General features: G+C 74.8%; 18 protein-coding genes and 1 pseudogene. 4 read left to right on the top strand and 15 right to left on the bottom strand.

The window, feature by feature from the left end; genetic code table 11:
• Positions 1–4: 4 nt before the first annotated feature.
• From ACL02R_RS06745 to ACL02R_RS06735, 3 genes are read right to left on the bottom strand one after another with little or no spacing between them, the layout of a single operon-like run.
• Positions 5–1,192 carry an ATP-binding protein gene (locus ACL02R_RS06745; protein ID WP_412795932.1) on the bottom strand — a complete coding sequence of 396 codons (1,188 nt, stop codon included), beginning with the start codon at positions 1,190–1,192 and terminating at the stop codon, positions 5–7.
• Positions 1,189–6,174, bottom strand: coding sequence for a hypothetical protein (locus tag ACL02R_RS06740; RefSeq protein ID WP_412795931.1), 4,986 nt, complete (start codon positions 6,172–6,174; stop codon positions 1,189–1,191). Before ACL02R_RS06740 ends, ACL02R_RS06745 begins: the two co-directional genes overlap by 4 nt.
• Positions 6,171–7,025 carry a DUF4132 domain-containing protein gene (locus ACL02R_RS06735; RefSeq protein ID WP_412795930.1) on the bottom strand — a complete coding sequence of 285 codons (855 nt, stop codon included), beginning with the start codon at positions 7,023–7,025 and terminating at the stop codon, positions 6,171–6,173. The genes ACL02R_RS06740 and ACL02R_RS06735 overlap by 4 nt, the downstream gene beginning before the upstream one ends.
• A gap of 103 nt (positions 7,026–7,128) precedes the next feature.
• Between ACL02R_RS06735 and ACL02R_RS06730 the strand changes: the two genes are divergently transcribed.
• On the top strand, positions 7,129–8,133 hold the full coding sequence (locus ACL02R_RS06730) for a Gfo/Idh/MocA family protein (protein WP_412795929.1): 1,005 nt from the start codon (positions 7,129–7,131) through the stop codon (positions 8,131–8,133).
• Between the two features lie 34 nt (positions 8,134–8,167).
• On the opposite strand, the gene argH is transcribed toward ACL02R_RS06730, so the two are convergent.
• Positions 8,168–9,613: an argininosuccinate lyase gene (gene argH / locus ACL02R_RS06725; protein WP_412795928.1), complete on the bottom strand. Its 1,446-nt coding sequence runs from the start codon at positions 9,611–9,613 to the stop codon at positions 8,168–8,170.
• 270 nt (positions 9,614–9,883) lie between these two features.
• Here argH and ACL02R_RS06720 point away from each other — a divergent pair, with 270 nt between their 5' ends.
• A complete protein-coding gene (locus tag ACL02R_RS06720) occupies positions 9,884–10,240 on the top strand; it encodes a VOC family protein (protein ID WP_412795927.1) in 357 nt (118 codons plus the stop codon).
• 232 nt (positions 10,241–10,472) lie between these two features.
• Entirely contained in the window at positions 10,473–11,531 is a 1,059-nt protein-coding gene (locus ACL02R_RS06715; protein ID WP_412795926.1) for a polyprenyl synthetase family protein, read from the top strand.
• A gap of 21 nt (positions 11,532–11,552) precedes the next feature.
• Here ACL02R_RS06715 and ACL02R_RS06710 read toward each other — a convergent pair whose 3' ends face one another.
• From ACL02R_RS06710 to ACL02R_RS06660, 11 genes and pseudogenes are all read right to left on the bottom strand, one after another.
• Complete coding sequence (locus ACL02R_RS06710; protein WP_412795925.1) at positions 11,553–11,867, bottom strand: NIPSNAP family protein; 315 nt, start codon at positions 11,865–11,867, stop codon at positions 11,553–11,555.
• 65 nt (positions 11,868–11,932) lie between these two features.
• Positions 11,933–12,505: an arginine repressor gene (locus ACL02R_RS06705; protein ID WP_412795924.1), complete on the bottom strand. Its 573-nt coding sequence runs from the start codon at positions 12,503–12,505 to the stop codon at positions 11,933–11,935.
• A gap of 14 nt (positions 12,506–12,519) precedes the next feature.
• Entirely contained in the window at positions 12,520–13,719 is a 1,200-nt protein-coding gene (locus ACL02R_RS06700; protein WP_412795923.1) for an acetylornithine transaminase, read from the bottom strand.
• Complete coding sequence (gene argB, locus ACL02R_RS06695; protein WP_412795922.1) at positions 13,719–14,669, bottom strand: acetylglutamate kinase; 951 nt, start codon at positions 14,667–14,669, stop codon at positions 13,719–13,721. The genes ACL02R_RS06700 and argB overlap by 1 nt, the downstream gene beginning before the upstream one ends.
• Positions 14,666–15,793 carry a bifunctional glutamate N-acetyltransferase/amino-acid acetyltransferase ArgJ gene (argJ, locus tag ACL02R_RS06690; protein WP_412795921.1) on the bottom strand — a complete coding sequence of 376 codons (1,128 nt, stop codon included), beginning with the start codon at positions 15,791–15,793 and terminating at the stop codon, positions 14,666–14,668. The genes argB and argJ overlap by 4 nt, the downstream gene beginning before the upstream one ends.
• Positions 15,790–16,818, bottom strand: coding sequence for an N-acetyl-gamma-glutamyl-phosphate reductase (argC, locus tag ACL02R_RS06685; RefSeq protein ID WP_412795920.1), 1,029 nt, complete (start codon positions 16,816–16,818; stop codon positions 15,790–15,792). Before argC ends, argJ begins: the two co-directional genes overlap by 4 nt.
• A 289-nt stretch (positions 16,819–17,107) precedes the next feature.
• Positions 17,108–18,223 carry an FAD-dependent oxidoreductase gene (locus tag ACL02R_RS06680; protein WP_412795919.1) on the bottom strand — a complete coding sequence of 372 codons (1,116 nt, stop codon included), beginning with the start codon at positions 18,221–18,223 and terminating at the stop codon, positions 17,108–17,110.
• A 56-nt stretch (positions 18,224–18,279) separates the two neighbouring features.
• Positions 18,280–19,119, bottom strand: a pseudogene (locus tag ACL02R_RS06675) (alpha/beta fold hydrolase).
• A gap of 80 nt (positions 19,120–19,199) precedes the next feature.
• A complete protein-coding gene (locus tag ACL02R_RS06670; protein ID WP_412795918.1) occupies positions 19,200–21,584 on the bottom strand; it encodes an ATP-binding cassette domain-containing protein in 2,385 nt (794 codons plus the stop codon).
• Positions 21,585–21,704: 120 nt separating this feature from the next.
• The gene (locus ACL02R_RS06665; RefSeq protein WP_412795917.1) at positions 21,705–22,157 is read right to left on the bottom strand and encodes a hypothetical protein; all 453 of its coding nucleotides are present in this window, start codon (positions 22,155–22,157) and stop codon (positions 21,705–21,707) included.
• A gap of 128 nt (positions 22,158–22,285) precedes the next feature.
• A complete protein-coding gene (locus tag ACL02R_RS06660) occupies positions 22,286–23,179 on the bottom strand; it encodes a phospholipid scramblase-related protein (RefSeq protein ID WP_412795916.1) in 894 nt (297 codons plus the stop codon).
• Between the two features lie 364 nt (positions 23,180–23,543).
• On the opposite strand from ACL02R_RS06660, the gene ACL02R_RS06655 reads away from it, so the two are divergent.
• A complete protein-coding gene (locus tag ACL02R_RS06655) occupies positions 23,544–23,897 on the top strand; it encodes a hypothetical protein (RefSeq protein ID WP_412795915.1) in 354 nt (117 codons plus the stop codon).
• Positions 23,898–23,914: the final 17 nt, after the last annotated feature.

The following is a 23,914-nucleotide window of genomic DNA, read 5'->3' as shown; positions in this document are numbered from 1 at the left end:
GCGGTCAGTCCTCCAGTGCCGGGCGCAGGTCCCACAGGGTGCGCCAGGTGGCGGCGCCCTGTTCGGCGCGGCGGCGCACGACGGCGTCCCAGTAGCCGCGCAGGCGGGCGGCGTCGGCGGGTTCGTCCTTGCGGACGACGCCGAGCAGGTGCCCCGGCAGCAGGCCGAGGATGTCGCGTTCCGACGGGAAGTACGCGGCGGCCAGGGCGAGCGAGCCGGCCACCGAGACGGCCTCGGCCGTGCTCATGACGCTGCTGGGCCGTTCGACCTCCCAGCCTTCGGCGGAGCGGCCCTCGCGCAGGTCGCGGAAGGCCGTGACGAGGGCTTCGAGGACGGCGTCGTCCACCTGGTAGGGGGCGCCGGAGCGTGCCACGGCCGCGCGGGACTGGCGGCGTACGAGGGCGGTCTCCGCGTCCGGGTCGGCGATCGGGCCGATCGTCTCGAAGTTGAAGCGGCGCTTGAGGGCGGCGGACATCTCGGAAACGCCCTTGTCGCGGAGATTGGCCGTGGCGATGAGGGTGAAGCCGTTCGCCGCGTGCAGCTGGGCGGCGTCCGTCCCGGCCAGTTCGGGGACGGCGACGCGGCGTTCGGACAGCAGGGAGACCAGGGCGTCCTGCACCTCGGGCAGGCAGCGGGTGATCTCCTCGACGCGGGCGACCGCGCCGGTGGTCATGGCCGTGAGGACCGGGGACGGGACGAGGGCGGCGGGTGTGGGGCCCTGGGCGAGGAGGAGGGCGTAGTTCCAGCCGTACTTGAGCTGGTCCTCGGTGGTGCCGGCGGTGCCCTGGACGGTGAGCGCGCTGGTGCCGCAGACGGCGGCGGCGAGCAGTTCGGAGAGCATCGACTTGGCGGTGCCGGGCTCGCCGACGAGGAGCAGGCCGCGTTCTCCGGCCAGGGTGACGACGCAGCGTTCGACGAGGGCGCGCTCGCCCACGAACTTGGCGCTGATCTCCTTGCGGGCCGGTATGCCCTCGGGGGCGCCCGCCGTGTCGGGCAGGGTGAGCGGGCGGCCTTCGCTGCCCATGACGAAGGTGACGGCGGCGCGGGGCGTGAGCCGCCAGCCGGGCGGGCGGGCGCCGGTGTCGTATGCGGCGAGGAAGGCCAGTTCGTCGGCGAACCGCTCCTCCGGCGGGGTGATCTGCCGGTCCGCCGCGGGGGCGGAGGGCTGGGCGGGGTGGGGCGCGGTGGTCATCGGCGGGCCTTCCGGGTGGCGCGGGTGACGAGTTCTTCGTAGGCGGGCGCGTCGCCGTCCGTGACGCGCCGCCAGGCGCGGCGGAACAGCTCGGCGACGGGGACGAGCGGGACGGCGCGGGCGGCGGTGGGCAGCGGGTGGAGGCCGCTCTTCCAGGTCTCCACGGGGAGGGCGGGCGCCTTGAGGTCCGCCCAGCCGCCGGGGAGGAACAGCGTGCGTCCGGCGCGGGAGCGCTGGGCCGTCACGACCAGGGGGGTGCCGGCGAGTTCGGCCGCCGCGCGTCTGGCCCTGGCGGGGCGCCAGCCGGTCCAGCGGGCGCGGTTGCGGTCGGTGGGGTCGGGCAGGGCGAGGAGCTGGAGGTAGAGGACGGCGGCGTCCTCGCCGAGGCCGTGCGCGGCGGCGACCTCGGCGACCAGGTCGGGGACGCTGCGGGCGGGGTCCTGGGCGTGTCCTGGCGTCCCGGCGCCGGTCGCGCGTACGGCGCCTGCCAGGTCGTCGCCGAGGAGGGCGCGCAGGGCGAGGAGGGAGTCGTGGCAACGGGGGCCGACGAGTCCTTCGATCAGGCCGAGCGCCGGGTCGTCCGGGCCCTTGACGCCCGCCGGGCGCAGCCAGGTCGCCTCGGTGGAGCCGTACCAGGGGAAGGCGACGAAGGCGTCGCCGATCCTGGTCAGGCCGTCGGGGCCGGCTCCGCCGGTCTCGGGCAGGCCGTGGACGCGGCGCAGTTCCTTCGCCGTGGCGGCGCCCTTGTCGGTCCACTCGATGTCCACGTCGAGGACGAGGCCGGGATCGGCGAAGCGGTCGCGCAGCGCGTCGAGGGCCGCGGGGAGCGCGGCGCGCAGGGGGTGCTCGTCGGGGAGCGCGTAGGCGAGTGCGGCGAGGGAGCCGACGGCGCGGGGCAGGACGCCGTGGCCGGGTACCGCCTCGGGGTCGTCGGGGGTGGGGCGGTTGTGGGCGTCGAGCGACTGGCGGGTGGTGCGGCTGAGCCAGGGGGTGGTGGTGGGGTTGAGGACGGCGGCGGCCACGCTGTCGAGCCGCATGTCGAGGGCGATGTCCTCGGGCACGAGGTGGCGTCCGCCGAGGTGACGTGCCCAGGTACGGGCGGCGGCGGCCGTGTCGGCGCCGGTCTCCCAGCGGGCCTCGGCGCGTTCGGGCAGGAGCGCGGCCACCACCTCGTGGCGGGCGTCGCGGGGAAGGCCGTCGAGGAGTCCGGCCGCCACGCCGGTCTGCCCTGCCTTGGTGCCGAGGACGGCGAGGACCCCGGCCGGCTTCTCGGCGGGGAGGGCGGCGAGCAGCAGCGCCGACTGCGCGGGGCCGAGCCCGGTGGCCTCGGCGAGGCGTGTGACGGCGTCCGGGTCCCAGGGGGCGGGGCCGTTCTCCCGTACGAGGCGGACGATCCCGGTGAGCCGGTCGGCGGGGAGCCGGGCGGGGATGACCCGGTCGGCGCCGACCGTGAAGTGGGCGACGGGGCCGAACGCCCCGGACGGGTCGTGGTCGAGCGCGTACCAGGTGGACCTGTCGCCGGTGCGGTCGAGGTTCCGGGCGCCGAGGACGACCACGGTGCGCTCGCCCTTGCGCAGGACCTGGCCGCCGCGCGACAGGCCGCTGCCCTTCTCGGTGAGGTCCACCGCGCGCAGCGGGCTCTCCCCCGCCAGCGGGCCCGCCGCGACGGCGGAGAGGAACAGCAGCAGGGCCTCCCGCTCGTCGTCGGGCAGGACCGGGGTGGTGGCGCGGTAGGCCAGGGCGGGGAGGGCGGGGAGCGCGCCGTGCCATTCGTGCGCCGCGGCGGGGCCGGTGGCGGCGTCGGTGGTCCAGCCGCCGGGCAGGGTCTCGTTGCGGTGGCGGGCGGGCAGCGGCTTCCCGGTGGCCGGTCCGCCCGCCAGGAGGTGGCCGGTGGCGAGGACCTGCTGGAGGACGGACCAGGACCCGCGGGTCCAGTGCCCGGCGAGGCCCGGCCCTTCGAGGCCGCTCAGGGCGTCGCGGAGGGTGCCGTTGGTGCCGTGCGGCGGCCTGTGGTCCTCGAACATGGCGGCGGTGGCCTGCCGCGCGGTGGCCGTGACGGGGTCGGTGAGCCGTTTGACGGCCGCGGCCAGGCGCTGGGTGAACAGGGCGATCCCGGCGACGCCCCTGCGGAGGCGGGGGTCGGCCACTCCGGTCAGGACGGATGCCACGGCGGTGTCGAGCGCCGCGTTGCGGGAGGCGATGCGCTCGGCGGCGGCCGGTTCGCGTCCGGCGTCCTTGGCTTCGCGGGCCAGGCGGTCCTGCTCGTCGCTCGCGGCGGACACGGCGGCGACGAGCCGGGCGGCGGCCGCGTCGTCCGTGGCGCGCAGGGCGTGGGAGCCCGCCTCGTCCCGTGGCCTGAGGGCGTGCCAGAAGGGCAGAGGCGGGACCAGCGGCGTGCCGGCGGTGAACTCGCCGCCCGGCGTGCCCGGTTCGAAGGTGGCGGCGGCGTCCCGCGTGAGGTCGGCGCCGTCCGGGGCGAGCCCGCATGCCGGGCCCGCGACGAGCACGGGGGACGCGCCGCCCGGCAGGCGCAGGCGGCCGACGGGCAGGGCCGGGGCGGCGGTGGAGCGTGTCCCGACGAGCCGTCCGGCGACCGTGGCGGTCCTGCCGTCCGTGCCGCCGGCCGTGTGGGTGCGGCCCTCCTCGTCCATGCGCACCCAGGCGCCGAGCAGACGGCCGTCCGTGCCCAGCGGGGTGCCCTCGTAGCCCGGGAGCAGCGGCATCAGGGAGCAGCGGTCGGGGTGGAGCCGACCGCCGTCCGCGACGGCGCGGCTGAAGAACGCGGGCAGCGAGGCGCGGCCGGTCTCGCCGGTGGCGGGGTCGAACTCGTGCCAGGCCGCCCGTCCGTCGCCGTACTCCAGGCGCCAGTGGCCGGTGCCGTCGCCGACGATCCGGCGGTGCGCGGCCACGGCGGTGTCGCCCGCGCGGAGCGGGCGGCCGCCGCTGGTGCGTCCGCCGTCCGGGAGGGGGAGGGAGACGGTCGTGCCGCCGTTGCGCGTACGCCGGGCGCCGTCGCCGGTCAGCTCGAAGATGTCGGCGGGACGGGCCGACCAGTAGGCGCGCTGGCTGCCCTGGTGCCACCAGGTGACGAGCAGTTCGCCGTCGGTCCAGTGGAAGGACGGCTGCTCCCAGCTCAGTTGGTCGGGTATGCGGACGTCGTGCTCGTACAGGATGCGGTCGGGGCCGACGACGACGGCCTTGACGGCGTTCCCGACGACGAGGGCCGGCCATGCCTCGCACAGGACCAGGCTCTTGTGGCCCCTGCCGAAGTGGACCTCGGGGAAGAGGCCGAGCGCCTTCTCCAGGGCGGGCCAGCCCAGTTCGTCGGCGATGCCGGTCCGCAGGGTGGTGGCGACCAGGGGCGCGAGGTCGTGGGCGGCCAGGGCGGCCGTGGCCTCCGGCGCGACGTCGGCGGCGACCGGGGCGAACGGGAGCAGGGCGTCCACGGCGGCGCGCGCCGGGGGAAGGCCGCGTGCCGCGAGGAATGTCCCGGTCCTGGCGGTCAGCCATTCCCGCAGGACGCCCCGCAGGACGGGGTGGGCGGCGACGGTCTTGAGCCGCGCCGTGTTGTGTCGGTCCCCGACCGCGCCGACGGCGTCGTGGAGCAGTGGGCCGAAGCGGGCGTCGGCGGCGACGGCGGCGAGGTCGCGGCGCTCGGTCTCCGGGGCGTCGAACCAGGTGTCGAGGGAGACCGTGAGGTCGTCGCCGGGATCGGCGACGGGTATGCCCGCCGCGAGGCAGACGTCCAGGAGTTCGAGGTCCACGCCGCCGCGCCAGCCGCGCCCGTGGCAGATGGCGGTGGGTGTGCCGTCGGCGCGCAGGCGGGGCGCCATGCGGGCGACGAGGTCGTACGTGCGGGGCGAGCGGCGGGAGCCGCGCCAGCCGGAGCCGAGGTGCCTGGACCAGCGGGTGAGCCAGTCGGCGGGAGCCGTCACGGTGTCACCGGTCCCGGGGTCCGTGTGCGCGGGACCTTCGGTCAGCAGCGTGTCGGCGCCCGTGTCGGCGAGGAGCGGAAGCCAGACGTCGTCGCCGGTGTCCTCGCCTGACGCGAGGCCGGAGGGCGTGATGGCGAGCAGCCGGGCGCGGGTCCCCGGCTGTTCGGCGGCGAGCCTGACCAGCTGGTCGTGGTAGCCGGTCCAGAAGGTGCGCGGCGCCCAGTCGACGGCGGGGGACGCGAGCAGTTCGGTGAGCAGGCCGCGCTCCTCTGCGGCGGTGTCGAGACCGGTGGCGCGCAGGAGCTTGCGCGCGTCGCCGGGGAGCGAGGAGTACGGCGGAAGACCGGCGGCGCAGCGCTCGACGGTCAGGCGGCGGAACTGCTCCCAGGCCGTGGCCGGGTCGAGGCGGCGGACGAGGTCGCGGACGTGGTCCTTGAGCGCGGTGACGGTGAGGGCGCCCGCGTAGGCGAATTCGAGGAAGACGGCCCGCTGGCGTTCCTCGTCCACGGTGAGGCCGTGGACGCGCTCGGCGGCGCGCGCCTTGCCGAAAAAGGTGGCGGCGTACCGGGTGTTGTCGTGGCCGAGGAAGACGCGGGCCGCCTGCTCGTAGAAGGTGGGCAGGAAGTGCGGGGCGGAGCGGCCGAGCTGCTCGCCGAGTGCCTCGAAGGCGTCCTTGGCGGCGCCCGCGCGGGCGGCGGCCATGCGGGAGAGCCGCTCGATGTCCTGGACGAGGGCGAGGGCGTGGTGCCCGTTGGCCGGGTCGTTGACCAGGGCCCAGGCGGGGAAGCCGAGCGTCTCGCGGCGGACACGGCCGACGACGGGCGTCCGGGGCGCGCGGGCGAGCCCGAGGTAGTCGAGCGCCAGGTCCTCGGCCTCGCCGAGCGTGCGGGGCACGAGGCGGACCACGGCCCGGTCCCCGAGTGCGGGATGGAGGTAGGTGCGGGCGGTGAGGTCGTCGGCGGTGTCCGCGGCGGCGGTACCGGTGGTGCCGCCGGCGGGCCCGGCGGGCAGGATCGCCCCGGCGTCGAGGGCGTGGTCGGTGCTCATCGGGCGTCCTCCGTGGTGTCCGTGTCGCGGCCGGCGTACAGGGCGGCGGCCATCCGCATGCCCTCCGACCAGGCGACGGGGCCGGTGTCGGCGGGGCGGACCCGCTTGCCGTCGGGGGTGTTCCAGGTCAGGGGGCCGGTCTCGGTCTCGGACCAGCCGTCGAAGTCGCCGAGCCAGACGCGGGCTTCGAGGGCGCGCCCGTCCTCGTGGACGGAGCAGACGGCCTGGCCGCCACGGACGCGGTAGCCGAGCGAGACGGCGCGGCCGGTGAGGAAACGCAGCTGCTTGTACCGGCCGCCCGCGTAGGTGCTGACGGCGGTGAGGGCGGGGTCGGTGTCCTCGCGGCGCCACACCTCGCGGTGGAGCTGGCCGATGCCCTGCCCGAGGTCGAGTTCGGTGGCGAACTCCCGCAGCTCGTCGAGGTCTTCCAGGAGGACGGGGTGGGGTATGCGCAGGGTCGTGGCGGTGGTCCTGACCGTGTCGCCGTCGAGGTCCACGAGGCCGATGCCGCGCTCGGGGTCGGCGTCGCGCAGGAATCCGGCGACGGCGCCGGACGGGTCGGTGACGACGAGGTCGCGGAGCGCGGCCTGCCAGGAGGGGTCGGGCCAGACGCCGACCAGGACGTCGGTGGGGACCGGCAGGGAGCGGATCATCCAGCGTTCCGCGGTGGCGACGCACTCCCGCCCGTGCCGGGCGAGCCATTCGGCGAGCTGGCGGAGCTGGACGACGGCCGGGTCGCCGGCGAGCTTGCCCGGCACGGACTTCAGGCGGCGGCCGGCCCTGTTGCGGCAGACGACCCTGCCCCCGTCGTCGAGGGCGACTTCGTAGTCCCCCGCGCTGATCCACCCCATGCGTGACTCCTGGTGATCGCGTTTCCTTACGATGATCGAGACTGTAGGAGCACCCACTGACAATCGGCGCCGCCGGTGTCGGGGACCGGCGGGAAGGAAGCGTGTGGACGGCGTTGCAGGGGATCTGACGGGGCGTCCGGTGCGGTGGGGCGTCGTGGCGACGGGCGGTATCGCGGCGAAGTTCACGCGCGATCTGGCGGCGGAGCCCGACGCCGAGGTGGTGGCCGTGGCGTCGCGGACCGAGGCGTCGGCCGCCGCCTTCGCCGAGCGGCACGGCGTCCCGGCCGCGTACGGCGACTGGGCGGCGCTGGCCGCCGATCCGGCGGTGGACGCGGTGTACGTGGCAACGCCGCACAGCGCGCACCACGACGCGGTGCGGCTGTTCCTGGACGCGGGCAGGCCGGTGCTGTGCGAGAAGCCGTTCACACTCGACGCGGCCGAGGCAGGGGCGCTGGTCGCGCTGGCCAGGGAGCGCGGTGTCTTCCTGATGGAAGCGATGTGGATGTACTGCAACCCGGCGATCCGGCGCATGGTCGAGCTGGTGCGCGACGGCGCGATCGGGGAGGTCCGCGCGGTGCACGCCGACTTCGGGATCGACGTGCCACCCGACCCGGCGCACCGGCTGCTCGACCCGGCGCTCGGCGGCGGCGCGCTGCTGGACCTGGGCGTGTACCCCGTGTCGTTCGCGCAGCTCGTGCTGGGCGAGCCGGCGGACGTCACCGCCTGGGCGCGGCTGCGCGGCGGCGTGGACACGCACACGGGGATGCTGCTCGGCTACCCGTCGGGGGCCATGGCGGCGCTGACGTGCTCGCTGGTGGCGGACACGGCGCGCACCGCCGTGGTGACAGGCTCCACGGGGCGCGTCGAGTTCCACCGCGGCTTCTTCCATCCGCGCGGTTTCACGCTGCACCGGGAGGGCCACGCCCCCGAGGAGTTCTCGGAGGCGGGCCCGGCCGACACGCTCGCGTACGAGGCGGCCGAGGTGGCGCGCTGCCTGCGGGCGGGCGAGCGCGAGTCGCCCCTCGTGCCGCTGGACGGCTCGCTGGCCGTCATGCGGACGCTCGACACCGTGCGGGAGCGGATCGGCCTGCGCTACCCCGGGGAGTGACGCGGGCCGGTCCCGCCCACCGCGTCACTCGCCGTCAGGCGGGGTCGGGCGCGACGGAGAGGGGGCGTGCGGCGATCCATTCGCGCTGCCGCACGAGCCCGTTCCTGACCTCCCCGAACTGCACGGCGACGGCCGAGGGCGCGGTGCCGCCCCGGGCGGAACGTGCCGCCAGGGAGCCCTCGACGGTGAGGACCGTGCGGACCTCGGGCGTCAGGTGCGGCGAGATCTTGGCGAACTGCTCGTCCGTCAGGCCGTCGAGTTCGATGCCCTCGGCCTCGCAGACCTTGACGCACTCCCCCGCGACCTCGTGCGCGTCGCGGAACGGCACGCCCTGCTTGACCAGCCACTCCGCGATGTCGGTCGCCAGGGAGAACCCGGCGGGCGCCAGCTGTTCGAGCCGCTCGGTCTTGACCGTGAGGGTGGCGAGCATGCCGGTGAACGCGGGCAGCAGGACCTCCAGCTGGTCGCAGGAGTCGAAGACGGGCTCCTTGTCCTCCTGGAGGTCGCGGTTGTAGGCGAGGGGCAGGGCCTTCAGGGTGGCCATGAGACCGGTCAGGTTGCCGATGAGGCGGCCCGACTTGCCGCGTGCGAGCTCGGCGATGTCGGGGTTCTTCTTCTGCGGCATGATCGAGCTGCCGGTGGAGAAGGCGTCGTGCAGCGTCACGAAGGAGAACTCCTTCGTGTTCCAGACGATGATCTCCTCGGCGATGCGGGAGATGTCCACGCCGATCATGGCGGTGATGAACGCGAACTCGGCGACGAAGTCGCGGGACGCCGTGCCGTCGATCGAGTTGGCCGCCGAGCCGCCCTCGAAGCCCAGGTCGGCGGCGACCGCCTCCGGGTCGAGGCCGAGGGACGAGCCCGCCAGCGCGCCGGAACCGTACGGCGAGACGGCGGTGCGCGCGTCCCACTGCCGGAGCCGTTCCGCGTCCCGGGACAGGGCCTGGACGTGCGCCAGGACGTGGTGGGCGAAGAGGACCGGCTGCGCGTGCTGGAAGTGGGTGCGGCCGGGCATGGCCACGCCGGGGTGCGCGTCGGCCAGCGCGATCAGGGCCTCCTGCACGTCGGCGACGAGCCCGGCGATGATCCGCGCGTGGTCGCGCAGGTACATGCGGAAGAGGGTGGCGACCTGGTCGTTGCGCGACCGGCCCGCGCGCAGCTTGCCGCCGAGGGCGGGGCCGAGGCGCTCCAGCAGGCCGCGTTCGAGGGCGGTGTGGACGTCCTCGTCGGCGACGGTCCCGGTGAACGAGCCGTCCGCCACGTCGGCGGCGAGCCGGTCGAGGCCCGCCAGCATGGCCGTCAGCTCGTCGGCGGTCAGCAGCCCGGCGCCGTGCAGGACGCGGGCGTGGGCGCGCGACCCGGCGATGTCGTAGGGCGCGAGCCGCCAGTCGAAGTGGACGGAGGCGCTCAGCGCTTCGAGCGCGGCGGCCGGGCCGTCGGCGAACCTGCCGCCCCACAGGCGGACGTCGTTGCCGCTCACAGGGCGCCCTCCCGCCGGGCCACGGCGCGCCCCGCGCCCGTGTGGTGGGGGGCGGGGCCTCCCTGGTCGGCCAGCACGACGCGCTCGGTCACGGGTTGTCTCCTTCGGTCCCACACACTGAACAGAATAACTATGCAGCACTCTGCATGATTCGTCAATCCAGCCGTTCCGGCCGCCGCCCGCCGCCGGTCCCGCGTGCCGCCCGGCCGCGTGCCCGTCGCTGGCTATGGTGGCTCAGGTCTGCGCAGCCAGGGCGGAAGGAGCCGTCGCATGCCCGGTGAGGTCGCGTTCGTCGAGCTGGGCGTGGCCGACGTCTCGCTCGCCAGGACGTTCTACGCGGGCCTCTTCGGGTGGAGTTTCGCGCCGGGCCCGGCGGAGGACGGGGTGATGGTCTCGGGCCTCGGGGTGCCCGGCGGGCTGCACGGCGGGGACCGGGGGGCGCGGCCGGTCGTCTTCTTCCTCGTCGAGGACATGGACGCGGCGCTGACGAAGGTCCAGGCGCTGGGCGGCTCGGTGGACAGCACGGCGCTCGACGGCGACGCCGGGACGCAGGCGCGCTTCGGCCGTTTCGTGCTCTGCCGGGACGACCAGGGGTCGCGCTTCGGACTGCACCAGCCGCCCGCCTGACGCCCGCGCTCATCCGTACGGGTGATTTTCGGCCGCGCGGAACGACGGGTGCGCGGGGCGGTGGCGGAGCCGGACGCGCTGGTCAGCGGCTCGCGGCCGACCGCGGGGCGCGTACGGGAGGCGCGTGGGCCGTGCGAGGGGTCGCGGCACGCCCCGTTCCGGCGCACCGGCCGAGCGGCCAAGCTGTCGCGAGGGCCGCGGACCGCCCGGCCCAGAAGCGGAGGGCACAGTCATGACCACAGCACCGGACGCCGGGGTCGGGCAGGCGGCCCGCACGGCACTGCGGCGCAGCCGCACGGTGATGGACCCGGCGCTGCGGGAGTGGGTGGCGCGGCTTCCCGAGCCGGTCGCGCGCGTGGCGTCGTACCACTTCGGCTGGACCGACGCGGCGGGGCGGCCGTCCGACGCGTCGGGCGGCAAGGCGCTGCGGCCCGCGCTGGTCCTGGTCAGCGCGGAGGCCGTGGGCGGGCTCGCCGCCGACGCGGTCGCCCCGGCCGTCGCCGTCGAACTGGTGCACAACTTCTCCCTGCTGCACGACGACATCCTCGACGGCGACACGACGCGGCGGCACCGCCCGACCGCCTGGACCGTCTTCGGCTCGCCCGCCGCGCTGCTCGCCGGGGACGCGCTGCTCGTCCACGCGGGACGCGTCCTGTGCCACGAGGCGGCGGAACCCAGGACGGTGATGGGGCTGCGCTGGCTGATGGAGGCGACGACCCAGCTGATCGAGGGCGAGCAGGCGGACATCGGCTTCGAGGAGCGGGACCGGGTGACGCTCGCCGAGTGCCTCGCGATGACGGAGCGGAAGACGGCGTCGCTGCTGGGCTGCTCGTGCGCGCTCGGGGCGCTGTGGGGCGGCGGGGACGAGGCGCGCGTCGAGGCGCTGCGGCGCTTCGGCACCCACCTGGGCATGGCGTTCCAGCTCGCGGACGACCTGCTGGGCATCTGGGGCGATCCGGCGGTGACGGGGAAGCCGGCCGGGGCGGACCTGGCGGTGCGGAAGAAGTCGCTGCCGGTCGTCGCCGCCCTGGACTCCGGCACCCCGGCCGGGCGCCGCCTCGCCGAGCGGTACGCCAAGCCGCCGGGCGAACGGGACAGCGCGCCGGACCCGGAGGAGGTGGCGGCGCTCGCCGGACTGGTCGAGGAGGCGGGCGGCCGTGCGTGGGCGGAGGAGGCCGCCGGGGAGGAACTGCGGCTGGCGCTGGAGAGCCTGGAGTCGGCGCGGCCGGAGGGGCCCGCGGGCGAGGAGCTGGCGGCGCTGGCCCGGCTCGCGGCGCGGCGCGACCACTGAACGGGCTCCCCCGGCGCGCGGTCAGCCGTCGCCGGGCGGGTCGCCGGGCAGCGTCGGGCGCATGAACGTGCGCTCGTGGCGCAGCACGCAGCCGCTCTCGTCCCTGATGCGGTCCGCCTCGACGAACGCCGGGGCGCGGCCGAACAGCGCGCGGTACCGCTCGTACGCGGCGAGGCCGGGGAAGCTGAAGAGGGCGAGCGCCTCGTCGCTCGCCCCCTCGGCCGGGAGGAAGCAGCCGTGGTGCGTGCCGCCGTGGGCGTCGACCAGTTCCGTCCAGCGGCGCCCGAAGCGTTCGAACGCCTCGGTCTTCGCCGGGTCGGTCACGTACCGGACCACACAGGTAATCCCCCGCACGAGACCAGCGCGGTGCCCGCGCCGGGTGCACGGCGCGGGCGGTCCGGCTACGCGTCCGGCTGGTCCGCGTCCTTGTGGGCCGGGTCCTTCTGGGCCAGCCGCAGCAGGTGGTCGGCGAGCGGCTGGCCGCCGGCCGGGTCGCGGCTGATCAGCAGGACGGTGTCGTCGCCCGCGATCGTGCCGAGGATCTCGTGGACCTCGGCCTGGTCGATGGCCGAGGCGAGGAACTGGGCGGCGCCCGGCGGGGTGCGCAGGACGACGAGGTTGGCGGAGGCCTCGGCGGAGATCAGGAGTTCGCCCGCGAGGCGCGCCATCCGTTCCTCCTTGGCCGACTCGCCGAGCGGCGCGCGGGGGGTGCGGAAGCCGCCCTCGCTGGGCACGGCGTAGATCAGCTCCCCGCCGGCGCCGCGGATCTTCACCGCGCCCAGCTCGTCCAGGTCGCGGCTGAGCGTCGCCTGGGTGACGCTCAGGCCGTCGTCCAGGAGCAGCTTGGCGAGCTGGCTCTGGGAACGCACGGGCAGCCGGTTCAGGATGTCCACGATCCGGCGGTGCCGTGCCGCGCGGGTCTGCGGCACGGCGGGGCGCGCGGGCTCCCCCGGCGACTGCGGTCCGTCGTTCATGTTCCCCCTCCGGGTCATCTGCCGTCCGCCGCGCGGGCCGCCGCGTCGGCCGTGTCCAGGATGCCGGGGAGTGCCGCGAGGAGCGCGTCCACCTCGGCGTCGCCGATGATCAGCGGCGGGGCGAGCCGTACGGCGTCGGGGGCGGCCGCGTTGACGAGGAACCCGGCGTCCTGCGCGGCCTGCTGCACCTCGCGCGACACGGGTCCGGTGAGCACGACACCGATCAGCAGCCCGGCACCCCGCACGCTGTCCACCAGGGGGTGGCCGAGGTTCCAGATCCCGTCGCGCAGCCGCTCCCCCATCCGCTTGACGTGGGCGAGCAGCCCTTCGGACTCGATGGTGTCGAGGACCGCGAGGGCGGCGGCGCAGGAGACGGGGTTGCCGCCGAAGGTGGTGCCGTGGCCGCCGGGGGCGATCAGGCCGGCGGTGTCGCCGAACGCGAGGACCGCGCCGATCGGCAGCCCGCCGGCGAGGCCCTTGGCGAGCGTGATGACGTCGGGCTCGACGCCCTCGGCCTGGCAGGCGAACCAGTGGCCGGTGCGCCCTATCCCGGTCTGCACCTCGTCGAGGACGAGGAGGGTGCCGGTGGCCCGGGTGATCTCGCGGGCGGCCGTCAGATAGCCCTCGGGCGGGACGACGACGCCGTTCTCGCCCTGGATGGGTTCGAGGACGACGAAGGCGGTGTCGGTGGTGACGGCGGCGCGCAGTGCCTCGGTGTCGCCGAAGGGGACGTGGGTGACGGAGCCGGGCAGCGGGTGGAAGCCCTGCTGCTTCGCCGGCTGGCCGGTGAGGGCGAGTGCGCCCACGGTCCGGCCGTGGAAGGCGCCCTGGGTGGCGACCATGTGGGTGCGGCCGGTGAGGCGGCCGATCTTGAACACGGCTTCGAGCGCCTCGGTCCCCGAGTTGCAGAAGAACGCGCGGCCGGGGCGGCCGGCCAGGGCGAGGAGCCGCTCGGCGAGGGCGACGGGGGGTTCGGTGACGAAGAGGTTGGAGACGTGGCCGAGGGTGCCGATCTGCTCGGTGACGGCGCGGACGACGGCCGGGTGGGCGGTGCCCAGGGAGTTGACGGCGATGCCGGCGAGGAAGTCGATGTACTCCTTGCCGTCGGCGTCCCACAGCCGGGCGCCCTCGCCGCGGGCGACGGGGATGCGGGGGGTGCCGTAGTTGTTCATCAGCGCGCCCTGCCAGCGGGCGGTCAGCGACTCGTTGCTCATCACGGCTCCCCTTGTGTGTCGTCGGGTGTGTCGTCGGGTGTGTCGACCGGCGTCTCGTCGGGCACGACCATCGTCCCGACCCCCTCGTCGGTGAAGATCTCCAGCAGGATCGCGTGCGGCACGCGGCCGTCGATCACGCGCGCGTTGCCGACGCCGTTGCGGACGGCGTACAGGCAGCCCTCCATCTTGGGCGCCATGCCGCTCGACAGCTCGGGCAGCAGGGTCTCCAGCTCGCTGACGGTGAGGCGGCTGATGACCTCGTCGCTCGCGGGCCAGTCGGCGTACAGGCCCTCGACGTCGGTGAGGACCATCAGCGTCTCGGCGCCGAGTCCGGCGGCGAGGGCGGCGGCGGCGGTGTCGGCGTTGATGTTGTAGACGTGGTCGTCGTCCTCGCTGCGGGCGATGGAGGAGATGACCGGGATGCGGCCGTCCGCGAGCAGCGCCTCGACGGCGCCGGTGTCCACGGCGGTGACGTCGCCGACGCGGCCGAGGTCCACGCGTTCGCCGTCGACCTCGGCCCAGCGCTTGGTGGCGGTCATCAGGTGGGCGTCCTCGCCGGTCATGCCGACGGCGAGGGGGCCGTGCCGGTTGAGCAGGCCGACCAGTTCGCGCTGGACCTGCCCGGCGAGGACCATGCGGACGACGTCCATGGCCTCGGGCGAGGTGACGCGCAGGCCGGCGCGGAACTCGGAGGTGAGGCCGACGCGTTCGAGCTGCGCGTTGATCTGGGGGCCGCCGCCGTGGACGACGACGGGGCGCAGTCCCGCGTGGCGGAGGAAGACGACGTCCTGGGCGAAGGCGGCCTTCAGCTCCTCGTCCACCATGGCGTTGCCGCCGAACTTGATGACGACCGTCCGGCCGTGGTGGCGGGTGAGCCAGGGGAGCGCCTCGATGAGGATGCGCGCCTTGGGCAGCGCGGTGTGTTTGCGGGTGGTACCGGCAGCAGTCATGTGGAGTGGGCGCTGTTCTCGTGAACGTAGTCGGCTGTCAGGTCGTTGGTCAGGATCTCGGCGGATGCCTCGCCCGCGCCGAGGTCGGCGGTGATGCGGACCTCGCGGTAGCGCAGGTCGGCGCGGGTGGGGTCGTCGGCGGCCTGCCCGTCGCGGCAGACCCGGACGCCGTTGAACGTGACGGCGAGGCGGTGCGGCTCGAAGGCGGCGGACGTGGTGCCGAGGGCGGCCACGACGCGGCCCCAGGCGGGGACCTCGCCGTGGACGGCGCACTTGAGGAGGTTGCTGCGGGCGATGGCGCGGCCCGCCTCGACGGCGTCGTCCTCGGTGGCGGCTCCGGTGATCTCGACGCGGATGTCCTTGGAGGCGCCCGGGGCGTCCTGGACGAGCTGCCGCGTGAGGTCGGCGCAGACGGCGCGGACGGCCTCGGTGAACGCGGCCTCGTCCGGCGTGGTTCCGGAGGCGCCGGAGGCGAGGAGCAGGACCGTGTCGTTGGTGGACACGCGGCCGTCGGATTCGACGCGTTCGAAGGTGGTGCGGGTGGCGGCGCGCAGGGCGCGGTCGAGGGTGTCGGGCGGGAGGTCGGCGTCGGTGGTGAGGACGGCGAGGAGGGTGGCGCCCGTGGCCATGCCGCCGACCGTCCAGCCGTCGCCGTCTGCGGTGGCCGTCTTGTGGGTGGTGCCGGTGCTCTTGATGGCGAGGGCGGCCTTCTCGCCGCCGTGGGGAGTGCGGGCGGCGGCGGCGCTGTCGATGCCGGGCAGGAGCCGGTCCATGGGCAGGCGGGTGCCGAGGGGGCCGGTGGAGGCGACGGCGATCTCGGCGGCGTTGTGGCCGAGGGCGGCGGCGGCGCGTTCGGCGGTGGCGTGGGTGTCCTGGAAGCCGAGGGGGCCGGTGCAGGCGTTGGCGCCGCCGGAGTTGACGACGACGGCGGTGACCTGGCCGGCGGCGAGGACCTGCCGCGTCCACAGGACGGGGGCCGCCTTGACGCGGTTGGCGGTGAGGACACCCGCGGCGGCGGCGCCCGGTCCCTCGTTGACGACGAGGGCGAGGTCGGGGGTGCCGCCCGGCGTGATCCCGGCGGCGACGCCGGTCGCCGTGAAGCCCCGCGCGGCGGTGACGCTCACGGCGCGATCCCGGCGGCGGGCAGGCCGAGGTCCTCGGGGATGCCGAGGGCGACGTTCATGCTCTGCACGGCGCCGCCCGCGGTGCCCTTGGTGAGGTTGTCGATCGCGCTGATCGCGATGAGGCGGCCCGCGGCCCCGTCGTACGCGACCTGGAGCAGCGCGGCGTTCGACCCGACGACGGCGGCGGTGGTCGGCCACCGGCCCTCGGGCAGGAGGCGGGCGAACGGCTCGTCCGCGAGCGCCTTCGCGTACGCCTCGCGCAGGCCGCCGGCGGTCAGGCCCGGCTTGGCCTTGGCGCTGCACGTCGCGAGGATGCCGCGCGGCATGGGCGCGAGGGTGGGGGTGAACGAGACGGTGACCCGCTCCCCGGCGACGGCGGAGAGGTTCTGGACCATCTCGGGGGTGTGCCGGTGGAGGCCGCCGACGCCGTACGGGCTCATGGCGCCCATGACCTCGCTGCCGAGCAGGTGGGGCTTGGCGGCGCGGCCCGCGCCGGACGTGCCGGACGCGGCGACGACGACGGCTTCGGGCTCGGCGAGACCGGCGGCGTAGGCCGGGAAGAGCGCGAGGCTGACGGCGGTGGGGTAGCAGCCGGGGACGGCGATGCGCCTGGTGCCGCGCAGGGCGGCGCGGGCGCCGGGCAGTTCGGGGAGGCCGTAGGGCCAGGTACCGGCGTGGGGGGAGCCGTAGAAGTGCTCCCAGTCGGCGGCGTTCTCCAAGCGGAAGTCGGCGCCGCAGTCGACGACGAGGACGGCGTCGCCGAGTTGCTCGGCCACGGCGGCGGACTGGCCGTGGGGCAGGGCGAGGAAGACGACGTCGTGTCCGGCGAGGGTCTCGGGCGTCGTGGTCTCCAGGACGCGGTCGGCGAGGGGCAGCAGGTGGGGCTGGCTCACGCCGAGGGGCTGCCCGGCGCTCGCGTTCGCCGTGAGGGCGCCGATCTCGATCTCCGGATGTCCCAGCAGCAGGCGCAGGATCTCGCCCCCCGCGTAGCCACTCGCTCCCGCCACCGCAGCGCGCACGGTCATCGCCTCCTCGTCACTGAAGGCATGACTATACGCAACACGACAGTTTTATGCAATCGAACAGCCGGATACCGGCCTCCCTGAGGGTGAGGTGCCCGCCCTGGGAGCAGCCTGCCGCCGGGCCGCGGAAGAAGCGCGCGGAGACGGTGACGGCCGAGGAGGGCGCCCGGAGGGCGACTTGTCGACATAGCCGGCGGGAGCGCACGTACACGGAGGAGAGGGCCGAGCGCACAGGGCGGGCCTTCCCCGGGTCTGGCGGATGGCGCTCGACGGCGTGGGACACCGTCCGGGGTCAGGACGGCTGGAGTTCGTCGAAGAAGGCGAGGGCTTCGGCGGGGTCCGGGCTCACGAGGCGTTCGAGGCCCGCCGCGGTGATTCTGGCCCACTTGGCGGCCCGTGCCCACATCCGTTCCTCGAAGGCGCGGACGGCCGCGTCCAGGCCGCCGGGGGCGGCGGTGGCGAGGGATTCGGCGAGTTCGGCGCCTTCGAGCAGCGCGAGGTTCGCGCCCACGCCCAGGGGCGGCATCAGGTGGGCGGCGTCGCCCAGGAGCGTCACGCCGGGGACGTGGGCCCAGCTGTGGGACACGGGCAGGACGTGGAGGGGGCGGCGGGCGAAGGCGGTGCCGTGGCGGAGGAGGCCGAGGACGGGAGCGGCCCAGCCGTCGAACAGGGCCAGCAGTTGCGATCGCGTGGTGTCGGCGCCGGCCGGGCCCGTGTGCCGTTCCAGCGGCGCTCGGAACTGGGCATACACCTTTACATGGCCGCCGCTGTTGCGCTGGGCGACGAGGGAGCGGTTCGCGCCGTACACGGCCATGGAGCCGTCGCCGACCAGGCGGGCGAGGCCGGGGTGGCGGGTGTCGATGTCATCCAGGGAGGTTTCGACGACAGTGACGCCCGTGTAGCGCGGCGTCGCGGGCGAGAGCGCCGGGCGGACCCGGGACCAGGCGCCGTCCGCGCCGATGACGAGGTCGAACGCCTCCTGCCGGCCGTCCGCGAGGCGGACCAGCGCGCCGTCCGGGGTGCCGGGCGCCACCTCCGTCACGCCGCTCCCCCACTGGACGTCCAGGGGGGCGAGCAGCAGGTCGCGGAGCTGTCCGCGGTCGATCTCGGGGTTGGCCAGGTCGCCGGCGGCGGGCCGCCGGTCGCGCAGGACGGTCCCGTCCGTGTCCAGGATGCGCATGGCCTGCCCTTCGGGACGGGACAGGGCCCGGAAGTCCGGCAGCAGGCCCGCCTTGTCCAGCGCGAGCTGGCCCAGTCCGTCGTGGAGGTCGAGCGTGCCGCCCGGGGGGCGGGCGCCGGGGGCGGGGTCGCGTTCGAGGACGGTGACGGGATGGCCGTGGCGGTGCATGACGCGGGCGAAGGCGAGGCCGCCGGGACCGGCGCCGATCACGGCGATACGGTGTCTCATGACGATACACTGTATTGAGGTAGGCGGCGCACCGCAAGAGCCGGTGGCGGCGGTGGTCAGCGCGTCCGTTCCGCGGGTGGCGATGTCCGCCAGAAGCCGCGCAGGGCGATGGCGAGTTCGTCCGGCGCCTCTTCGGCGATGTGGTGGCCGGAGGCGATCGGGGCGCCTTCAAGACGGTCCCCCGCCCAGTCGCGCCAGACGGCGAGGACGTCGCCGTAGAGGTCCGCCATGTCGTCGCGCGTGGCCCACAGCACCTGGACCGGGCAGGCGACGCGCCGTCCCGCCGGCCGGTCGGCGTCGTCGTGCTCACGGTCCACGCCGAGGCCGGCGCGGAAGTCCTCCTACGCCTCGGGGCCCATGTGCTCGGGCGTCGTCCCGTACCAGGCGTCGGGGTCGGCGGTGATGACGCGTTCGGCGGGCTTGGCGGTCTGGCCGAGGAGGAACCAGTGCCACCAGCGCGCGGCGAATCTCGCGTCGCAGCGCCGCAGAGCCTCCCCGATGGGTACGCCGGCCAGGACCGTGAACGCGGAGACCGCCGCCGGGTGGTCGAGGGCGAGGCGGGTGGCGACGTACGCGCCGCGGTCGTGGCCGACGACGGCGAACCGTTCGTGCCCCAGGCCGCGCATCAGGGCGCGGCAGTCGGCGGCCATGGCGCGTTTGGAGTACGGGCGGTGGTCGGGGTCGGTCGGCGGTTTGGCGGACTCGCCGTAGCCCCGCACGTCGGGGCGGACCACGGTGTGGCCTGCGGCGGCGAGTTGCGGGGCGACGCGGTGCCAGGTGGCGTGCGCGCGGGGCTGGCCGTGCAGGAGGAGGACGGGCGGGCCGCTGCCGCCGTGCCGGACGCGCAGCTCCGCGCCGTCCCCGGCGCGCCGTTCCAGCGTGAATCCGTCGAACACAGGGCCTCCCGCGTCTCATGGACCACGGTCCTGCTGCCCGGACGGGGTGGGGTACGCGTCGCGGCGGGCGGCGGGCGGGGTCAGGCGCCGGCGTACGCGGCGAGGTGCTCGCCGGTGAGGGTGGCGCGGGCGGCGACGAGGTCGGCGGGCGTGCCCTCGAAGACGACGCGTCCGCCGTCGTGCCCGGCGCCGGGGCCGAGGTCGATGATCCAGTCGGCGTGGGCCATGACCGCCTGGTGGTGCTCGACGACGATGACCGACTTGCCGGCGTCGACGAGGCGGTCGAGCAGGCCGAGGAGCTGCCGCACGTCGGCGAGGTGGAGTCCGGCGGTGGGTTCGTCGAGGACGTAGACGCCGCCCTTCTCGGCCATGTGGGTGGCCAGTTTGAGCCGCTGCCGCTCGCCGCCGGACAGGGTGGTGAGCGGCTGGCCGAGGGCGAGGTAGCCGAGGCCGACGTCGGCGAGCCGGTCGAGGACGGCGCGCGCGGCGGGCGTACGCGCCTCGCCGTCGCCGAAGAACGCGCGGGCCTCGGTCACCGGCATCGCCAGGACCTCGCTGATGTCGCGGCCGCCGAGGCGGTGTTCGAGGACGGACGCGTGGAACCGCTTGCCCTCGCACTCCTCGCAGGTGGTGGCGACGGGGGCCATCGTGGCCAGTTCGGTCCAGATGACGCCCGCGCCCTTGCACTCGGGGCAGGCGCCTTCGGAGTTGGCGCTGAACAGGGCGGGCTTGACGCCGTTGGCCTTGGCGAACGCCTTGCGGATCGGGTCGAGCAGGCCGGTGTACGTGGCGGGGTTGCTGCGGCGCGAGCCGCGGATCGCGGTCTGGTCGACGGACACGACGCCGGCGCCCGCGGGGATCGACCCGTGCACGAGCGAGCTCTTGCCGGAGCCGGCGACCCCGGTGACGGCGACCAGCACGCCGAGCGGGATGTCCACGTCCACGCCGCGGAGGTTGTGCGCCGAGGCGCCGCGGATCTCCAGCGCGCCGGTGGGCTTGCGCACCGTCGCCTTGAGCGAGGCGCGGTCGTCGAGGTGGCGGCCGGTGAGGGTGCCGCTGGTCCTGAGGCCGTCGACGGTGCCCTCGAAGCAGACGGTGCCGCCCGCCGTGCCCGCGCCGGGGCCGAGGTCGACGACGTGGTCGGCGATGGCGATGGTCTCCGGCTTGTGCTCGACGACGAGGACGGTGTTGCCCTTGTCCCGCAGGCGCAGCAGGAGGTCGTTCATGCGCCGGATGTCGTGGGGGTGCAGGCCTGTGGTGGGCTCGTCGAAGACGTAGGTGACGTCGGTGAGCGCCGAGCCGAGGTGGCGGACCATCTTGACGCGCTGGGCCTCGCCGCCGGACAGCGTGCCCGAGGAGCGGTCGAGGCTGAGGTAGCCGAGGCCTATCTCGACGAACGAGTCGAGAGTGCGGCCCAGTGTCGTGAGCAGCGGGGCGACGGAGGGCTCGTCGAGGTCGCGGACCCAGGCGGCCAGGTCGCTGATCTGCATGGCGCACGCGTCGGCGATGCCGGTCACGCCGATCCGCGACGAGCGTGCGGCCTCGCTGAGGCGTGTGCCGTCGCAGTCCGGGCAGGTGGTGAAGGTGACCGCGCGGTCCACGAAGGCGCGGATGTGCGGCTGCATGGCCTCCCGGTCCTTGGCGAGGAACGACTTGCGGACCTTCGGGATCAGTCCCTCGTAGGTGAGGTTGACGCCTTCGACCTTGACCTTGGTGGGCTCGCGGTGGAGGAAGTCCCGCATCTCGGTCTCGGTGTAGTCGCGGATGGGCTTGTCGGGGTCGAGGAAGCCCGACTCGGCGAAGAGCCGTACCGTCCACCAGCCGTCCGCCTTGTAACCGGGGACGGTGATCGCGCCTTCGGCGAGGGACTTGGAGTCGTCGTAGAGCTGGGTGAGGTCGATGTCGGAGACGGTGCCGCGGCCCTCGCAGCGGGTGCACATGCCGCCGGTGCGGCTGAAGGTCTGCTTGACAGTCTTCTTGGCGCCGCGTTCGACCGTGATCGCGCCGCTCGCCCGGACCGTGGGGACGTTGAAGGAGAACGCGCCGGGCGGGCCGATGTGCGGCTGTCCGAGGCGGCTGAAGAGGATGCGCAGGAGGGCGAGGGCGTCGGTGGCGGTGCCGACCGTGGACCTGGGGTCGGAGCCGAGACGCTGTTGGTCGACGACGATGGCGGAGGTGAGGTTCTCCAGGACGTCGACCTCGGGGCGTGCCTGGGTGGGCATGAAGCCCTGGACGAAGGTGCTGTAGGTCTCGTTGACCAGGCGCTGGGACTCGGCGGCGATGGTGCTGAAGACGAGGGAGCTCTTGCCGGAGCCGGACACACCGGTGAAGACCGTCAGCCTGCGTTTGGGGATCTCGACGCTGATGTCCTTGAGGTTGTTCTCGCGTGCGCCGTGCACGCGTATCACCTCGTGGCTGTCGGCGGCGCGGGGTGCGGGGGAACGGTGGTGCGGTGTGCTGGGCATGCTGGTCGTTTCTCCCTGCTGGGGGCGGGCGGGCCGCGGGGGCGGTGTCATGGCCGACGCTACGAGGTGGCGGTGGATCGTGCTTCTTCGTTCCTGACCGGTTGCGCCGGGGCCCCGGTTTCAGAGGTTGGTGACCGAGCGGTGGAGGGGGATGGCGGTCGCCGCGACGAAGAGGCCGAAGAGTGTGATGGGGAGGAGCCCCACGGGGCGGAGGAGCCATGTGGGGTCGTCGCGGAGTGTGGGCCAGTTGGTGATCCAGTTCGCGGTCATGTCGGCGGCCATCACGGTTGCCGCCAGGGCGATGCCGCGCGGGCGTACGCGGGACACGAGGAGTACCACCAGCGGGTCGAGGACAACCAGGCTGAGGTAGAAGGCCTGCATCGCGGGAGGGCCGAGGCCCGCGTAGGCGTGGATGCCGCCGGTGGCGATGTCGAGGGCGTGGGCGGCGGTTCCCTCGGCGAAGCCGGCGAGGTAGGCGGTGAGCGCCCAGCGGACGGGACGGGTCTGGGCCGCCCAGCGTTCACGGACGGGTGTCGGTGCCGGGGCGTCGGGGGTCGGGGACGGCGGGTTCACGGCGAGGGGCGCGGGAGGTGCGGCGGATTCCCGTGGCCGGGCGGCGCGGCCGGGCGGCGCGGCCGGCCCGCGCTCGTTGCGGTGGCGAGCACGGCCGGCCGGGTGGGGGCGCCGGTCGGCGGAAGGGGTCAGCCCAGTCCGCGCGCGTCCTGCTTGAGGGCCGTGTCCACGGTGAGGGCGGTGGCGACGACCAGGCTGAGCAGGGGGTCGGGCAGCTGGCGGTGGATCTGGAGGACGTAGTTGTCCGCCGTGGTGAACATCGTCTTGGCGAGGCCTTCCCACGTCTTGGTGATGCGGGCGACCTCGGCGCCGCTGTGGTCGGTGACGCTGAAGTTCCACGCGCGCCAGTTCTCGGCCTGGAGGGTGCCGAGCCGCTGGCCGTTGGCCTCGATGGAGAAGTTGATCTTGCCGATCGCGTTCTGCTGGATGATCTCGCCGACCTGCTGTCCGTCGGGCCGGGCGACGATGACGCGCGACTTGATGAACTTGGCGGGGCGGGTGAGCATCAGCTGGGGCTGCCCGTGGGCGTCGCGTATCTCCAGCCGGTGCGTCATGTACTGGTCGAGGCTGGTGAGGAAGCGCGCGGCCTTCCGCAGGGCGCTCTGGCCGACCTGCGTCACGGTGCCGATGGTCCGGCCGTGCTGGTCGAAGACGCTGTACTCGTTGGTCAGCTCGATGAGCTTCGTCTTCTGGTTCACGACGAGCACCGGCTCGGTGAACAGGGAGCCGCCGCTGACTCCGGCGGGCGCCGCGCCCGCGCCGTACTGGCCCTGCTGCGGGATCTGGGGCTGACCGTAACCGGGGTTGCCCTGGGCCTGGGCCTGGGCCTGGGCCTGGGCCTGGGCCTGGACCTGCGGAGGCTGGGAAGGCTGCTGCGGCTGCGCCGGGGGAGCGGACGCGGGGGCGGCGCCGCCTGCGTGGGTGTGCGAGGTCCACTGGCCCCCGTCCCACCAGCGGAGCTGGTTGGGGGTTCCCTGGGGGTCTGCGTACCAGCCCGCCGGCGTGCTCGGTTGTCCTGTCATGCGGGGCAGGTTACCCGGCGGGAGTGACGTGGTGGCGGGGAGGAAGGGGCAAGGCGGACGGGCAGAGGGTGCGGTGGTGAGTCTGCGCGGCGCGACGGGGGATGCGTGAAGGGGTTTGCGGGGCTGCTGACCAGGCATGATGCGGGGTACCGGGTGGTGCGTGGAGTGGTGTGGCGCGGGTCTGGCGGGTCTGGGCGTTCGACCGGGCAGGGGAGCACGGGCGACCGGGGTTGTTTGCGATGAGGAAGATTCGGATGGGCTGGCCGAGAGGATGTGGGGCATGGTCGTGGCGGAGGGGAATCGTCCGGTGCTGGACGCCGAGGGAGCGGACCGGTTTCCGTCACGGCCGGTGCGGGACGTGAGGGTGCTGCACGCGCGTCAGACGTCGTGTCCCAGTGACTTCGCCCTTGTCCTGGTGGACTTCGAGCCGCGGCTGCCCGGGGTGACGCTGGAGACGGCGGCGGAGTACCTGGCCAGGGAGGGTACGCGGGAGGAGCACCGGCAGTATCGCGAGGCGTTCCTCGACGGGGTGCGGACGGAGGTGGACGCGAGGTCGCTGGACGCGGCGGTCGCGTTGGTGCTGCGGGAGCTTGTCGTGCACGAGGTGGACTCCCATGAACGGGCGTTCCATTGGGCGGGGCGGCTGGCGGTCCGCGCGTGTCTGGAGCGGCTCACCGGCCGGGCGCCCCGTCCGAAACGCCCTCGGCCCCGGCGCTGAACCGTGATCGCGTCCTG

Source organism: Streptomyces sp. MS19 (assembly GCF_047200595.1).
Lineage (GTDB): Bacteria > Actinomycetota > Actinomycetes > Streptomycetales > Streptomycetaceae > Streptomyces.
The sequence above is the reverse complement of the archived record's forward strand: the minus strand, read 5'-3'. Positions and strand labels throughout refer to the sequence as shown.

Excerpts from the sequence above, each read along its gene's own strand:
- ACL02R_RS06745 (WP_412795932.1), bottom strand. The coding sequence starts at position 1,192 with ATGACCACCGCGCCCCACCCCGCCCAGCCCTCCGCCCCCGCGGCGGAC.
- ACL02R_RS06740 (WP_412795931.1), bottom strand. The coding sequence starts at position 6,174 with ATGAGCACCGACCACGCCCTCGACGCCGGGGCGATCCTGCCCGCCGGG.
- ACL02R_RS06735 (WP_412795930.1), bottom strand. The coding sequence starts at position 7,025 with ATGGGGTGGATCAGCGCGGGGGACTACGAAGTCGCCCTCGACGACGGG.
- ACL02R_RS06720 (WP_412795927.1), top strand. The coding sequence starts at position 9,884 with ATGCCCGGTGAGGTCGCGTTCGTCGAGCTGGGCGTGGCCGACGTCTCG.
- ACL02R_RS06715 (WP_412795926.1), top strand. The coding sequence starts at position 10,473 with ATGACCACAGCACCGGACGCCGGGGTCGGGCAGGCGGCCCGCACGGCA.
- ACL02R_RS06705 (WP_412795924.1), bottom strand. The coding sequence starts at position 12,505 with ATGAACGACGGACCGCAGTCGCCGGGGGAGCCCGCGCGCCCCGCCGTG.
- ACL02R_RS06700 (WP_412795923.1), bottom strand. The coding sequence starts at position 13,719 with ATGAGCAACGAGTCGCTGACCGCCCGCTGGCAGGGCGCGCTGATGAAC.
- argB (WP_412795922.1), bottom strand. The coding sequence starts at position 14,669 with ATGACTGCTGCCGGTACCACCCGCAAACACACCGCGCTGCCCAAGGCG.
- argC (WP_412795920.1), bottom strand. The coding sequence starts at position 16,818 with ATGACCGTGCGCGCTGCGGTGGCGGGAGCGAGTGGCTACGCGGGGGGC.
- ACL02R_RS06680 (WP_412795919.1), bottom strand. The coding sequence starts at position 18,223 with ATGAGACACCGTATCGCCGTGATCGGCGCCGGTCCCGGCGGCCTCGCC.
- ACL02R_RS06670 (WP_412795918.1), bottom strand. The coding sequence starts at position 21,584 with ATGCCCAGCACACCGCACCACCGTTCCCCCGCACCCCGCGCCGCCGAC.
- ACL02R_RS06660 (WP_412795916.1), bottom strand. The coding sequence starts at position 23,179 with ATGACAGGACAACCGAGCACGCCGGCGGGCTGGTACGCAGACCCCCAG.